The following is a 14,592-nucleotide window of genomic DNA, read 5'->3' as shown; positions in this document are numbered from 1 at the left end:
GTTACACAATGAACATTGAAGAAGCCAAGAGCATTCAGTTGGAGGATTATCTCCGGCGTATGGGGTTCAACCCGGTAAAACAACAAGGGGACAGTATCTGGTATTGTTCCCCTTTCCGTGAGGAGAAGACACCTTCTTTCAAGGTGAGCGCATCCCGCAACCTATGATACGATTTCGGCATCGGACAGGGAGGGGACATCATCACCCTGGCGATGGAGCTTCAAAAGACGAAGGATATCTCTTATGCGCTTAAAACGATAGAGGGACATTTTCCGGCTGCTTTCCGTCCGGTAGCAGCCTCTCCCCGGCAGGCGGAACCGCAGGCTACCGGCTACCGGCAGGTACGCATTGATCCGCTGACGAACCCGGTCTTGCTGGGATATCTCAAAGAAAGAGGCATCTTGCCTGAAATCGCAAGGGAAGCATGCAAGGAAGTGCATTTTCAGAACAAGGGAAAATGGTATTTTGCCGTAGGCTTTGCCAACCGGAGCGGCGGGTACGAGATCCGTAACAAATACCTAAAAGGCAGCATATCGCCCAAAGAGATTACCCATATCAAAAATGGCAGCGACCGTTGCATAGTGGTTGAAGGCTTTATGGATTATCTCTCATACCTCACGCTCAAGGCTACGCATCCCGGTAACGGACAGCCTAAAGGAAACGGTCCGGACTATATCGTTTTAAATTCGGTCAGCAATGTAGGCAAGGCTATCCCTGTCTTGAAAGAGTATAAGAGTGCCCTCTGCCTACTGGATAACGATTCCGCCGGAAGGCAGGCTTTTCAGCAGATGGCGCAAGCCGGATGCCCGGTCAGGGACAAGTCCGACTGCTACCGGGAGTATAACGATTTGAACGATTACCTGTTGGGCAGGAAGATGGCGCAGGAGAACAAGACGGATCATCAGCACGAAACAGCCCCGAAGCTGATTGAAAAGCCTGCAAAGAAACAGTCCGGTTGAAAATTATAAAATACTGGTCCTTGTCTGATGCATGAAAGGCAGGCAATAAAAAAGAGAGTCAAATCCCTGCTGGAGGGAATTTGGCTCTCTTTTTATTGCTACCCGGCTACCACCGGATATTTATTCTTAATAATTTCTGATCAGCAATTCATTGACCGCTTCTCTTTTCTCGGCTATGGAACAGATGGAACGGAAGATGCTGATTCGCTGGATATGGAAACCGGCATAGAGGTCGTCGAAGAAGGTGTTCTCAGGGTTCTTTTGCCGGGGATCGGAGTTGGAAAGCATTCATTTGGCACCGGTTTCACCTATTCCCTTGCAGAAATTTGCCAGGTTGATCTGCTCTTCATCTCCGAAGTCCTGTGGCATGTAGGAGGTGCAGGAGTTACCCTCATTGACCGGCTTATAAGGCGGGTCAAAATAAAATAGGGAGTTGGCTCCGGTGTATTCTGCGGTCTGCCGGTAGTCACCGTCCAGAATCACAACATCTTGCAGCAGCTTGTGGTTAAAGCGGATCAGTTCCTCTTCCAACAGTTTTACCCGTCCCCCGGCACCAAAAGTGACGGACAGCTTTCCGCTATGGTTCACGGAGTAGATGCCGTTATAACAGGTACGCATGAAGAAGATAAACAGGGCGGCACGGGTGATGTTATTCGGGTTTCCTTCATTGTAGTAGGTACGTTTCTCCATGAAGTAGACCCTTCTTCGGGTATGTTCCTCCAGCGCGATGTATTCGTCCTGTATCCGGGCAAGCACTTTAATAAGCTGCTCCGGGGATTCCTTGATGACGCGGTAGACATTGATCAGAGCCTCGTTGGAGTCGTTGATGACGCAACGGATTTCCGGATAGGCTTGTCTTATTCAGAAGAAGAGGGCGCCGCCACCGACAAACGGTTCTACATAGGTATCCATCTGTCCGAAGTCTTTCGGAAGGGATTCGATAAGTACGGGAAGCAGTCTTCTTTTACCTCCCACCCAGGGGAAGCAGGGTTTTCCCGGCAGGTTGGCCGGAGAACTTTTCTTTTTTTCCATGTTTACAACATTTAAATGATTAATAAATTAAATAGGGATTATTCATCGTCTGCCGTTTCCAGCAGGTGTTTCAAGTTGGGATCATTTTGGATGCGAAGCAGCTCTTTTTCGATGATTTGCGTCACGTCTTCCTTGATTTGATAGTAGTTCCTTTCGATTTCCTCTTGCATGTGGTCCTTACCATCCGCACCGGTAAAGTCGGTTATGACGGGGATAGGCTTGTAGGCTTTTGTTTCGGCGGCTACCCGTTCATTGTCCACCACGATCTCGCAATGGAATATCTTCTGTTCTATCTTCTCCCCGAAGTTGTCGCAGACACTGCCGACAAACTCTCCTTGCGAGAGGTTGGAGATTTTGGAGGCAGGTATCAGCGAGTCGAGCTGGGTACTGATATTGGTTGAGGTGTCTTCACGGGTCATATTAATGGATTTGCGCTGTTGGAGCACTTTCCCAAACCTTTCAGAAAGGTTTTTCGCTGTTTCTCCGACCACTTGCCCGGAAAAGATATTTCCAATTGTGTTCTGGATCACCCGCGCCTCCTTATCACCGTAGTCACGTATTAACTGGCTGAAATCCTGTGCTCCCAGACATACTGCCACTTTGTTGCTACGGGCGGTAGCGATCAGGGTGTCAAGTCCTTTAAAGTAAAGTGTGGGAACCTCATCCACTAGAATAGAGCATTTGAGCCTGCCTTTTCGGTTGACCATTTTAACGATACGGGCATTATACAATCCTAACGCACATGAGTAAATATTCTGTCTGTCAGGGTTATTGCCGACGCACAAAACTTTGGGTTCCTCCGGATTATTGATATCCAGCGTGAAGTCATCTCCGGTCATAATCCAATATAAGGCAGGTGAGATCAGCCTTGATAGCGGAATTTTGGCGGAAGCTATCTGCCCTTGGAGCTGCTCCATCGCACCACCTTTCCATGCATCCATAAAAGGTGACAGGTAATTCTCCAGCTCCCGGTAAGAGGTCAGTATGGTGAACAGGTCGGAATACGGTTTATTCAATAGCTCTATGGCATGTGGGAAGGTGCAGAATTTCCCGTTTTCATAGATTTTAAGATACCAGATCACCGCCGCAAATAGCACAATCGGGCTTTCTACAAAGAAATCTCCCTGCTTTTGAATCCAACTCTTGTTCAAATTTAACATGATTACATACGCTGATTCGTATGCATCCGCGATATCGGATAGAAACGAAGGATTGAGGGGATTGCACCGGTGGCTGTATCTGGGATCATCGAAATTAATCACATAAAATCCGACCGGCTTGGCATACTTATCCTTGTTTTTAAGCAGCTGGTTATAAGCAATTATGCTTAAATCCGGATACTTAAAATCATAGATATAGGCGGCGAATCCTTTCTCTATCTGCTGGCGGATATAGTTATTGATGATGGCATAACTCTTTCCTGATCCCGGCGTGCCTAATATCAATGAGGCGCGGAAGGGATTAATCACGTTTATCCAGCCTGAATAGGTCTTTCGTTGGTAACGGAAACGGGTGGGCAGGTTTACCGAGTATTCATTGGCAATCAACCTGCGCTCCTGCATGAAGCTCTCGTTCTCGTCGTTAAAGACGTCATCCATGAGTTGGTTCTTCAACAGGCGGCTGATCCAGGTTCCGGCGGTAAGCAGGCTGATATATCCGGCAGCTACGGTAGCTACATATAATAAGGTTAGAAGCGCGACGGGGAAGCGTGCCGTCAGTAAGAGCTCGCTACCAAAAAAGAGCAGCATCCCGGCTATAAGGTAACAGCCGATACTCCTTCATGACATCTCCACGTCCTTCCGTCCTTTCGCTCCCATGCAGGAGAAGAAAAGGAAGAGCAGACTGAAGGACTTGCTCACCAGCGAATGGGAAAACAGCCCGGTATCCCGCTGGAAATTGAGCAGTATCTTGTCCACGACACCGATGTTCAGGTTCATGGAAAGAAAATAGGGATAGCAGAAATAATAGACATTCATCACTAAAAATAGGATGCTGATGGCCCTCATGAAGTCAAGGTTCTTATTGAGCCCTCTGGTTTCGTCTTGTGACATAAGCGGTATGATAATTAATGGTGATACATTTTATTAGCCCAGATGCGGACCTCTGCGTTTTCTCTTTTTCTTTTTCCCGTAAGGGCTTTGCGTCAGGTCGTCTGCCGGATACGGATAGGATTCCAAAGAGAATATATCAAGCAGTCCTTCCACCAGCTCCGTCTCTTTCATTTCCGGTTCGGACGGATGGATAACAGGGGCTTCTTCAGTCTTTTCCGGTGGGATCGTGCCGTACTTCCGGTTTATAACCGATGCCGAATATTCTTTGCCCAGAAGCGAGCCCTTGAATACGGTCTTTGAGTTATGGTCGATGTAGGTCACGCCATAGATCACACCGGAATCGTTCTGCCAGAGTATGGCGGCAATGCCTTTTCCAGAAAGTTCCTGCAGGAATCCCTGACGGGTGGGCTGTCCTTGCAGGGCGGTAGCGATAGCTTCCTTCGTCTGTACGGGTACGGGATGTCGGGCAATTCATTGTTTGCTTTTCACAAATTTCTTTTGGAGTGCCTCGTAGCCTACGCTTTTACCGATCTTGCTGGATTTGATGGCTACGCCGGTCCGTTCTCCTTTTTCATCGGTAGCCGCATAGACCAGTCCATGATAGGTCTTTCCCTTTATCGTCTTGTGGGCCTCTTCCACCGTTACATGGAAAAGGCCAAGCAGGGCTTTAAACTCCTTGACGGATTGGAACTTGTATCCCTGCATGACGGGCTTGACCACATTGGCTATCTGATGCTTGATATCCCCCTTCCGGTAATCGACGGCAGTCAGCGGCAGGGATTCCCGTCGCTCCATCTTCTCGGCGGGTAACAGATGGTATTTCCTCTCCAGCTCCCGGCAAACAGCGGTCGAGCGTTGCCATTCTTTGTAATCTTTAATTTTCTTTCCCTGCTCGTCAATACGCAGGGAGACGATATGGATGTGGGGCCTGCCGATATCCTCATGCCGGTAGATGATATAGGGTTGGTTGCCATATCCCATTTTTTCCATGTATTCCTGGCCGATAGCGGTCAACTGTTCATCGGTCAGCACATCGTCCGGGTGTGGATTTAATGAAATGTGGATAACGGGCTTCTCAGTCCGGCGGTTAGCCGCCAGATACGGTTCGAAGGAACGGATGCAGTGCTGGATGGTCGGATGGCCGTCTGCCGGTTCCATGATCCGGTTTCATGCCAGTGGCCGTGCCTGCTGCTTGTCCACTTTTTCTTGATTGTAGTATAATGCCCCGTAAACGGAGGCTCCTGATGTTATTTTTGCAACCATTGTTCAAATTCTTGGGTGAGACGGATAATCTCCCGGTTGAGAGATATTAGTTCAATAGTCAGTTGCTCCAATTTATAGAGCATGGCAAGAGCCTTCTTTTCGGATAGTCCGGTATGCAGAGCTTTGACTGCCTGGTTATAGTTTACTCCGATCCGGCGGTATTCGCTCTGCAGGTTGGTCAGCTTGATGTAGTAGTCCGTTGCCGCCTTATCTATTTTCACGACTTTCATCGGTTTGTCGAAAAGGGCGGCAAGGATGAACTGGGATTTATTATTAGCTCCCGAATTCTCAAAGAGCCTCTCAAACTCGATGTTCTGGAGTTCGTCCAGACGGAATCCGTAATAATAAGAATGAAGTTCTGATTCCTCTTTGGGATTCCGTCCGCCTCTTCATTTGCTCGAAGTGTCAGCCCGTCCGGGTTTGCGTGTACTATTGATTTTAGCCATATCTTTTCAGGTTTTATTTATCCGGCAGCAAAATAAGTGATAATTTTGATACGAACCTAAAATCGGAAAGTGACTACAAATGACAAGAGATGACTATTTGTGACAGGGGGTAAAAATACCCCTGTTCACTTCCCGTTTCCGCAAGCCGCGATGTTCTTTTCAAAGGTTTCCTTTAGTTTGGGCAGCAGGACGGAATAGTTCTTTTTGCGCCGGGCAAGGTCGGCACGCAGGTCATATGGTTTGGGAATGGCAACATTGAAGAGTTTCTCAAAAGCGGAAACGATACCGGCGAAAGAGAGGCGTTTGCCGCTTTCGTCCGTAATCAGCCCGCTGTAATCCAGCGAGGAGATCAGTTCCATCAGGTTGACCAGCGAACCTTTCCAATGGAGCGATGAAAGAAACGAGGAAGGTGTCGTGATGGTTCCGGGGTACTGTACACCAAAATTGACCAGCTCTATTTCCGCCTCCACCAGCAGGAGGCATTTGTCCAGATAGAATTCGGCTACTGCCGTGTGGAAATGTCCTGTTCGGGTGAATAACTTCTTTAGGGAAATCAGTTCTACCTTGCTGTGAAGCAGATGGCGCAGCCTTTCCGATACGGAAACCGATTCGATGGCGAGGTCGTAAAGGTATTGTTCATATTCGGTATAGGAGGAAGAGAATTCTTCATCGGAAACTGTCTGTTTTGGGCTTGAAGCCAGAGATAAATAATTGAATATACGGCATTCTGTAAATGGTTTCATACGGCATACATTTGATTTGTTTATACCGGAGTAAGCCAAATGAAATGCCTCTGCTATCGTTTAAAGCTCTATACCTTTTTAAAATACTGACAATCAACAATAAACAAATTTCATATAGAAACGGGTGTAAATAAAAAGTGTAAGCCGTCCTTGACAAGAATGTTAGGACGGCTTACACTTTTGTAAACCTCATTTGCTTCGGGTTATCCTCCGGTCAGTCGATGATATGGTATTTCCTTAGTTTCTCATACAGGGTAGTCCGGCTGACATTGAGCAACCGGGCCGCCTTGGAACGGTTGTCACCCGTCTTTTCAAGGGTCTGGAGAAGCAACGCCTTTTCTTTTTCTTCTTCCGTCCACTGCGTTTCTTCTTCTTTAGGAAGGGAGATTTCAAGGTTCAGGTCTGAAACGGAAATCCATTGCTCTTGGCAGATGAGTACGGCTCGACCTATTACATTCTTCAGTTCACGGATATTCCCCGGCCAGGGATATTCCAGCAGTGCCGCCTCTGCCAGCCGGTCAAAGCCACGAAACGATTTATGGGCCTTGGCGCAAGTGAGTTTCAAGAAAAAATAAGCCAGAGGAAGGATGTCTTCCCGGCATTCTGCCAGTGTAGGAATCCGCAGAGTGAACTCATTGAGCCGGTGGAACAGGTCTTCCCGGAAGCGTCCTTCTCCGATGGCTTTTTCCAGATTCTCATTGGTGGCGGCAACCAGCCGGATATCAAAAGAGTATTCTTTCGTGGAACCTACCGGCTTGCAGCGTTTCTCTTGCAAGGCCCTGAGCAGGAGCATCTGTGTCTTATAGGAAAGGTTGCCTATCTCGTCCAGAAACAATGTCCCTCCGTTAACGGCACGGAACAATCCGACCTTGTCGCTTTCCGCACCGGTAAAGGCTCCCTTCTGATGACCGAAAAACTCGGAGGCGGCAAGCTCATCGGAAATGGCCCCGCAGTCGATAGCCAGATACGGCTTGTTCTTCCGATGGCTCCGGGCATGTATCTCGGCTGCAATGTGCTCCTTCCCGGTGCCGGAAGCCCCACGGAGCAGAACGGAGATGTCGGCACAGGCAATCATCTCTATCAGACGGTACATCTCATGGGCTTTGGGGCTTTCACCTCGGTAGAACTCCTGTTCGTTATCGTTTTTATCCAGTATCTCCGTTATCAGAGCCAGGAGATTGTCTGGCTGCACAGGCTTACACAGGTAGTTGATGGCTCCCAGTTGCATGGTTGTCACCGCATTCTCCACCTGTCCGTAGTTGGTCATGATCAGAAAAGGGATAGAGTAGTACTTCTCATTCATCCATTTCAGGAGCGAGGTGCTATTTCCGTCCGGCAGGCGCAGGTCTGCCAGTATTAGGTCGAACTCCTTTTGCCCGATGGCTTTACGGGCATTCGCAAGGGTTGCCACGCATTCGGTTTTCATCCCTTTTTTCACCAGCCAGTTGCTGATGCTACGGCTGAACACAATATCATCTTCAATAATCAGGATTGTTTTCATAGGCTTTCCTCCCGTATTTTTCAGCGTATACTATCAGTTTTTCCACTGCCCGGATGATGTCCCGCATTTCCATGGATTGTCTATTGGTCCACTCTGTCGCAGGTTCTGTCACCAGTTCCCGTAAATGAGACAAGGGGAAATCCAGACGGACGGTTTCCCATAGGGGCAGGTTCTTATGCAGGATGGAGGCGGCGGCCTCCTTGTCTTGTCGGTCTAAGGCAGCGGTTAATGCGGCAAGGTCTTTCCGGCTCTCTTCGATAAACAGGGCGAGCATTTCCTCCCTGTTGTCCTCTCCTGAAAGGATGAGTGAGAAATCGGGAGCATACTCCTTTCTGTCTTTTTCTCCTATCACTTGTGCCACTGTATTTATCAGTTCTTCCATAGAGAATGGTTTATGGATGCAGCCCGAAAAGCCGCCCGACAGATACTCGTTGTCATCATCCACCCGTGCCGTTACCGCTATGACGGGGATTGTCTTTGCGTTCTCCATATTGGATGCCCGGAGCAGTTCAAGTATTCCGTAGCCGTCCGTTTCAGGCATCTGTATATCCGTCAGCAGCAGGTCATATCTTTGTGACCGTAGCCGGGTAACCAGTTCACGGCTGGTCTGGCAGCAGTCGCACCGCACTCCGTTACGGTTAAACATCTCTTTGGTAATGTTCAGTTGCATCCGGTCGTCATCAATGACCAGTACGTTGATTCCATCCAGATGATAATCAGTAGCGATGCGTGTCTCATCCATCTGGGTGGATTCATCCGCCTCAAGGAGTGGCAGGAATGCGGTAAACGTGCTGCCTTCACCCGGTTTGCTTTTTACGGTAAGGCTTCCCTGCATCCCGGAGACCAGCCTGCTTGCAATGGCCAGCCCCAATCCGAAACCGGGAACATTACGGGCATTGTCCAACCGTTCAAAAGCTGTGAATATCCGGGTTGTTTCTTCCTCCGTCATCCCGGTACCGGTGTCCTGTACCGAGAAATGCAATTCTTTATTCCGGTATTCCGCTTGCAGGCGGATTTCACCTTGCCGGGTGAATTTAATGGCGTTGGAAAGCAGATTGTTCAGGATTTGCTGGAGCTGGGAACGGTCACCGCTTACTACCACATCCAGACCGGAAAAGGCGGTTGTCAGCCGCAGCTTTTTCTTTTTGGCCAGCGAACCGTAGTTCCGGGCTGTTTCGCTGAAAAGGGTCTCCAGCCGGAAAATCGAAAGGATGGGTTTGTTCCTGCCGGTATCCAGCAGGTAGAATCCGATCAGCGTATTGACCAGCCCGATCATGTAATCGGAAGAATGGAGTATATTTTCCGCATACTCGTCCTTGCGGCTCTTCTTTTCTTCCCCGGGGAGCAGTTCGGCGCATCCTTTGATAGTAGCCAGTGGCGCACGAAGGTCATGAGCGATGGTGAGCATCATGCGTTTTCTGGATTGTAGGAGCTCCGTGTTCTCACGATTGGAGGCTTCCAGCTGACGCTGATACTGGTTTATCCTGTTCAGATCCCGGTGGATGATAAGATACAGGAGGACGGTCAGCAACGAGATGAGGACAGCCAGCAGAGAGACCGTATGGAACGAGCGGTCGCGTGTGGAAATGAATTGCCTGTAACGCTCATCAAGCCGTATTCCAGCATCCGCCTCAAAGTCCCTGACAATCCGGTGTAGCCTGTGGTTCAGGTCCGTGTTGTTACTGTACAGGAGGTCCATCTGTTCCAGCAGCCTTTCCCGTTCGGCTTTCTGCATGTCGGTCACCTCCCTGTCAAGGGAGTGCAGCATGCTCGTGACAGATGTGGTACCCTGATGTTTACCAATGGACTGTCGCTGGCGTTCCAGCTGTTCCTTCTGCTGCAGATAGGCCGATTTTTTCCTCCCGGGCCTGATGAATGACCAGAAACCCTTCTTCGGAGTTTCCTCCTCCTTCTTTTTCTCGGCAGGAAGGACATCCGCCTGCTGGATATGGGACACGATTGCCGGAATCTTGCTGTTCACGATCTCGCCGGTCTTGCGCAGACGCCCGAACGTGTCCATGACCGTGTCTAACAACAGTTCCTTTCTTTCCAGCAGCAGGCATAACGAATCTATGCGCGACTGTTGTTCGGGAGACTTCACATACCTTTTCAGTGTCTGCAACATGTTACAGACACTGTCTTTTTTTGTGTGGTAGAGTCCAAGGTCGCTTTCATCCCAGACGCTGACTGTTTCACCGTAAGTGGCCAGTCCCAGCAAGCCCGCGTATGTTTCTCCGGCCAGATGCCGGATACAGGCCAGTTCATGCTCATCCTGTCGCAGGCTGTTCCGCCTCGTCTGTTCCTTGCGGAAGATATGAATGGTCAGGACGAGCAGGAGAAGCAGTATGACATATCCTAAAAGGATTTTAAGTTTCAACCACATGGAAGTCTTCATTCTTATATTGGAATCCTACAAAAAGGCGTGTTCGCTCATATAAAAGGGAATAATAGAAACTTATGATAAAAGTTTATTACTGTTTCAAACCATTTGAGGATACCTCGCAAGTTTGCTATCACACAGTTGATCTTTTAATCTTTTTTTATACTCACAGAAAGGATAGGAACCTGCTTTTTATGACTGAAACATATCACATCCCCTTTATTGGACATTACATTCTCATTCGATCATATTGTTTTCATTTCGGCTCATCCGTTTCTTCACCCGTTCTACTGCTTCCGATACAATTTCTTTGTTTTCAAAGCGTTGTGTATAATTGGTATAGTCTGGATGAATCCGTTTGTAGGTCGGGTCAAGAAACAAAGGACTGGAAATAATATGGTCCGCTGTCGAACGGTTACAACAGAAAACTATATTTTCAACTCCCGCCAGCCGGGTCAGTGCCTTTACATCCGTGTCATGTGGCTGCAATGTCATCGGATCCGTGAAAAAGAACAAATAATCAATCTCTCCTTCCACAATACGTGAGCCCATTTGCTGGTCACCACCTAAAGGACCGGATTTCAGAATCGTGATATCCCATTCTGTTTCAGGATGTTTCTCTTCGAGCGCTTTTTTAATGAGTGTACCGGTGGTTCCCGTACAATAGAACTTATGCCCTATCAGACGTTCCGAGTTCCAAAGAACCCATTCTATCATGTCCTTTTTCATTGCATCGTGTGCAACCAGACCGATTTTACGAACAATTGTTTTCATCATAATAATAAAATATGGTTTATGTGATAATATAATTAACAATATCCAACAGCTTTATAAAAAACAGGAGAATGACTGTATGAGTTTGAGCAGCTCCTTGTTCGCCCGGCTGTCCACGGTGGCTTCCCGCCTCTCCTCAAACAAAGTAAGCGTTGCGGAGCATTCCCCGCAGATATCAATGCCGACTACACGTTCCTTTCGAAGGACAATTGCCAGTAATTCCTCCAGTTCCTGCAGGCTGAAAGACCCTTGATCCCAGTCTGTTACTGCGGATGCCGGGTTCAGGACATCCTTGTCTATGGACAAGTAAACCGGTCCTTCAATATACGCAGAGGAGAAATTGCGCCAGCCCTTCTCGTGAGCTAACGTCGCTTCGCTATAAAAACTGACTCGTTGTCCGTATTCTTCCGGTACGGTGCGTATCAGTTTGTCCGATGCACCGACTATCACCACTTTCTTGCAAAGCATATTCCAGTCTAACATGTCTTTTACCCAGCTCCCACAAGAAAGCATGCCCTTGAACAAGGGAGGCTGCATGTCGGGGTGATGGTCGAATACAATCAGAGAGAACGGAACTCGAAGTTTGTCTGTCCATAATTTGGTCAGGTAATGATAATTGCCCGAATCAATGAAATGGATACCTTCCGCTGGATAACCGGCAATCACCCGCTTCAATTTTCGTATCCCCTCCTTGTCACAGTAACCTCTCGTTCCAGAAAGGTGACGGCAGTCTAGCCAAATGAACTGATTGTTCCGTGCAAATACCTCATGGGCATACACACCGGTGAAGTTCATGATGACAACCGGCCAGACGGTTTCTCGGTCCGCCTTCTTCTTACACCGTCCATTTGTCAGTAACTCTTGCTTATTCATGTCCGTTCAGAACCATCGTACATAACAAAAATCTTGCCGGTGAGGTAACAGGGGATGGTTGGGATACATTCTGAATGCCTGTTTGAAGCTTCCAGCGCTGAACATTCTGGTTATTGCCTTGAAAGTGTATAGGTTTCCGTCTTTGGATGTCAAAGAAAAAGGAATGACCTCATGGATGCGATCCTCATTCTCCTCATGCCGTATAATGACCGATTCCAATCCGATCGCGTTGTCCAGCCCTTTCTCGTCAATGACGACCGTCATCTCGTATTCCTTACCAGCCTCCACCGTGGCGTCCAATCCTTTTCCCGCATTCACGGAAACGATTTCCACGGCATTCCATCTGCTGTCGACAGCTGCCTTCCAGCCGGCAAGCGTTTTCGCCTTTGCATAATTGTCCGCCGCCAAAACATGAAAGTGTTCCGACAACTTGTTGTAAAATCCGTCATAGTAGTCATCCAGCTGTCTTTTCATCGTGAAGCGGGGAGCTATTTGCGCAACCGAGTTCTTGATGTACTTGACCCAGGTTTCCGGATAGTCTTTTTCTTTCCGTTCATAATATAACGGCAGGATATTATGTTCCAGCAGGAAATAAATTGTTTCCGCATCCAGTTGGTTCTGGTACTGTTCATCCTGATAGGTGGCCTTGTCGGTGATGGCCCATCCCGCCTCCTTGCGGTAGCCTTCGTACCACCAACCGTCCAGCACGGAGAAGTTGAGTACGCCGTTCATCAGAGCCTTCTCACCGGAAGTTCCGGAAGCCTCCGCAAGACGGGTGGGAGTATTCATCCAGATGTCAACCCCAGAAATAAGATGCCGTGCCAGGTCCATGTCATAATTCTCAAGGAAGATGATTTTACCCAAGAATTCAGGACGGCGGGATATCTCCACAATCTGCTTGATGAGCCCTTGCCCGGCAGTGTCGTTTGGATGGGCTTTTCCTGCAAAGACAAACTGTATGGGATGTTCCTGATTGTTCACAATCCGCGCCAGACGATCCAAATCGGTAAACAAAAGATGAGCTCTTTTGTAAGTTGCAAAGCGCCTTCCGAAGCCGACAAGAAGAGCATTCGGATTAAACTTCTCGAAAATGGAGACACCCAATGCCGGGTCAACCTGGCTTTTGAGCCAGTCCCGGCCGCATTTCCACTTGATGTAGGATATCAGTTTGGTTTTCAACCTTTTCCGCATGTTCCATATCTCTTCATCGGGTATATTATAAACGCCTTTCCATATTTCCTGATTGGACTGGTCGTTCATGAAATTCTCATCGAAATTGTCCTTAAACAGCTTTTTCCACTCCGCCGTACACCAAGTGGGAAAGTGTACGCCATTCGTCACATAGCCCACATGGTTCTCTTCCGGGAAATAGCCTTTCCAGAGAGGCGCGAACATCTGCTGTGAAACGGACTTGTGCAGCTTGCTGACACCGTTTACCGCCTGGCTGGTTTTGCAGGCGAATACCGACATGCAGAAACGTTCTCCCTTGTTGCCCGGAGTTTGCCGTCCGAGGTTCATCAACTCGTCCCACGTAATGCCCAGCTTATCAGGATATCCTTTCATATATTTATTGAAAAGCCCCTCATCGAAATAGTCATGGCCGGCAGGCACAGGTGTATGCACAGTGTAAAGCGAGGAAGCCCTAACCAGTTCCATGGCTTGTCCGAAGTCCAGGCCTTCGGATATATAGTCGCATAACCGCTGGATATTGATCAGTGCGGCATGCCCCTCGTTGCAGTGATATACATCTTTCTCGATGCCCAATACTTTTAATGTCATCATTCCTCCGATGCCGAGCAGTATTTCCTGCTTGAGCCGGTTTTCCCAGTCACCGCCATACAGGTGATGGGTAATCGGACGGTCGAACTCGCTGTTCAGTTCATTGTCCGTATCCAGCAGGTAGAGGGAAACACGTCCCACATTGGCCTTCCATACATTGGCATGGACCGTGAAACTGTCGGCATAGGGAACATGGATTACCAGTTGTCGCCCGTCAGGCTGCATCACTTTCTCTATCGGAAGCTGCCCGAAATTCTGTGGGTCATAATGAACCTGTTGCTGCCCGTCCATCGCCAGAGCCTGGTCAAAATAGCCATAACGATATAAAAGCCCTACAGCGCAGAGGTCTACGTTACTGTCCGAAGCTTCCTTCAGATAGTCACCTGCCAATATGCCCAGACCGCCGGAATAGATTTTAAGAACCCTGTCCAGACCATATTCCATGCTGAAATAGGCAACTGACGGACGGCTGTGGTCCGGCTCCACATCAAGATACGCCTTAAAAGTGGAATATACGTTTTCCATCTTACGCATGAAGTTTCCGTCATGTGTCAGTGCCTCCAGCTCTTCATAATCCATCCGTTCCAGAAACAGTACCGGATTCTGTTCCGCCTCTTCCCATAGTTCCGGGTTCAAACCACTATATAAACTCTTCGCATCCTCGTTCCAGGTCCACCAAAGATTATGTGCCATCTCCGCAAATCTCCGCAATTCTGCCGGAAGGTGTGAACCGACTGTAATCTCCCTCCATTGTGGGACGTTTACATGATAACTTGAATATTCCATAACAT

12 protein-coding genes and 2 pseudogenes are annotated in these 14,592 nt (G+C 48.4%); 2 read left to right on the top strand and 12 right to left on the bottom strand.

The window, feature by feature from the left end:
* Positions 1-8: 8 nt before the first annotated feature.
* Both H8S63_RS07985 and H8S63_RS07980 read left to right on the top strand, forming a co-directional pair.
* Positions 9-167 carry a hypothetical protein gene (locus H8S63_RS07985; protein WP_004311895.1) on the top strand — a complete coding sequence of 53 codons (159 nt, stop codon included), beginning with the start codon at positions 9-11 and terminating at the stop codon, positions 165-167.
* Between the two features lie 45 nt (positions 168-212).
* A complete protein-coding gene (locus H8S63_RS07980; RefSeq protein ID WP_004318633.1) occupies positions 213-959 on the top strand; it encodes a toprim domain-containing protein in 747 nt (248 codons plus the stop codon).
* Positions 960-1,085: 126 nt separating this feature from the next.
* Here the strand turns inward: H8S63_RS07980 and H8S63_RS07975 are convergent, their stop codons facing one another.
* From H8S63_RS07975 to glgP, 12 genes and pseudogenes are all read right to left on the bottom strand, one after another.
* A complete protein-coding gene (locus H8S63_RS07975; protein ID WP_004308096.1) occupies positions 1,086-1,247 on the bottom strand; it encodes a hypothetical protein in 162 nt (53 codons plus the stop codon).
* Positions 1,248-1,991, bottom strand: a pseudogene (locus H8S63_RS07970) (DNA adenine methylase). It lies immediately after the preceding gene.
* Positions 1,992-2,029: 38 nt separating this feature from the next.
* Positions 2,030-4,042, bottom strand: a pseudogene (gene mobC / locus H8S63_RS07960) (conjugal transfer protein MobC).
* Positions 4,043-4,075: 33 nt separating this feature from the next.
* Positions 4,076-4,375 carry a hypothetical protein gene (locus H8S63_RS07950; protein WP_004308101.1) on the bottom strand — a complete coding sequence of 100 codons (300 nt, stop codon included), beginning with the start codon at positions 4,373-4,375 and terminating at the stop codon, positions 4,076-4,078.
* 138 nt (positions 4,376-4,513) lie between these two features.
* Positions 4,514-5,200 (bottom strand): relaxase/mobilization nuclease domain-containing protein, encoded by a 687-nt coding sequence (locus H8S63_RS07945; RefSeq protein WP_004308102.1) that lies wholly within the window; start codon positions 5,198-5,200, stop codon positions 4,514-4,516.
* An 89-nt stretch (positions 5,201-5,289) separates the two neighbouring features.
* Positions 5,290-5,634: a conjugal transfer protein MobA gene (gene mobA / locus H8S63_RS07940; protein ID WP_224202605.1), complete on the bottom strand. Its 345-nt coding sequence runs from the start codon at positions 5,632-5,634 to the stop codon at positions 5,290-5,292.
* A gap of 242 nt (positions 5,635-5,876) precedes the next feature.
* Entirely contained in the window at positions 5,877-6,494 is a 618-nt protein-coding gene (locus tag H8S63_RS07935; RefSeq protein WP_004308105.1) for an RteC domain-containing protein, read from the bottom strand.
* Positions 6,495-6,708: 214 nt separating this feature from the next.
* Positions 6,709-7,995, bottom strand: coding sequence for a sigma-54 dependent transcriptional regulator (locus H8S63_RS07930; protein WP_004308106.1), 1,287 nt, complete (start codon positions 7,993-7,995; stop codon positions 6,709-6,711).
* Positions 7,973-10,378, bottom strand: a complete 2,406-nt coding sequence (locus tag H8S63_RS07925; RefSeq protein ID WP_032839385.1) for an ATP-binding protein — start codon at positions 10,376-10,378, stop codon at positions 7,973-7,975. Before H8S63_RS07925 ends, H8S63_RS07930 begins: the two co-directional genes overlap by 23 nt.
* Before the next feature lie 234 nt (positions 10,379-10,612).
* A complete protein-coding gene (locus tag H8S63_RS07920; RefSeq protein ID WP_008775197.1) occupies positions 10,613-11,149 on the bottom strand; it encodes a methylglyoxal synthase in 537 nt (178 codons plus the stop codon).
* A 54-nt stretch (positions 11,150-11,203) separates the two neighbouring features.
* Complete coding sequence (locus tag H8S63_RS07915) at positions 11,204-12,022, bottom strand: arginase family protein (RefSeq protein WP_004308109.1); 819 nt, start codon at positions 12,020-12,022, stop codon at positions 11,204-11,206.
* Between the two features lie 6 nt (positions 12,023-12,028).
* Positions 12,029-14,587, bottom strand: coding sequence for an alpha-glucan family phosphorylase (gene glgP / locus H8S63_RS07910; protein WP_004313433.1), 2,559 nt, complete (start codon positions 14,585-14,587; stop codon positions 12,029-12,031).
* Positions 14,588-14,592 lie beyond the last annotated feature (5 nt).

It is taken from the genome of Bacteroides sp. NSJ-39, assembly GCF_014287315.1.
In the GTDB taxonomy this organism is placed as follows: domain Bacteria; phylum Bacteroidota; class Bacteroidia; order Bacteroidales; family Bacteroidaceae; genus Bacteroides; species Bacteroides finegoldii.
Note: the sequence above shows the minus strand (reverse complement) of the source record. Positions and strands in the feature narration are given on the sequence as shown.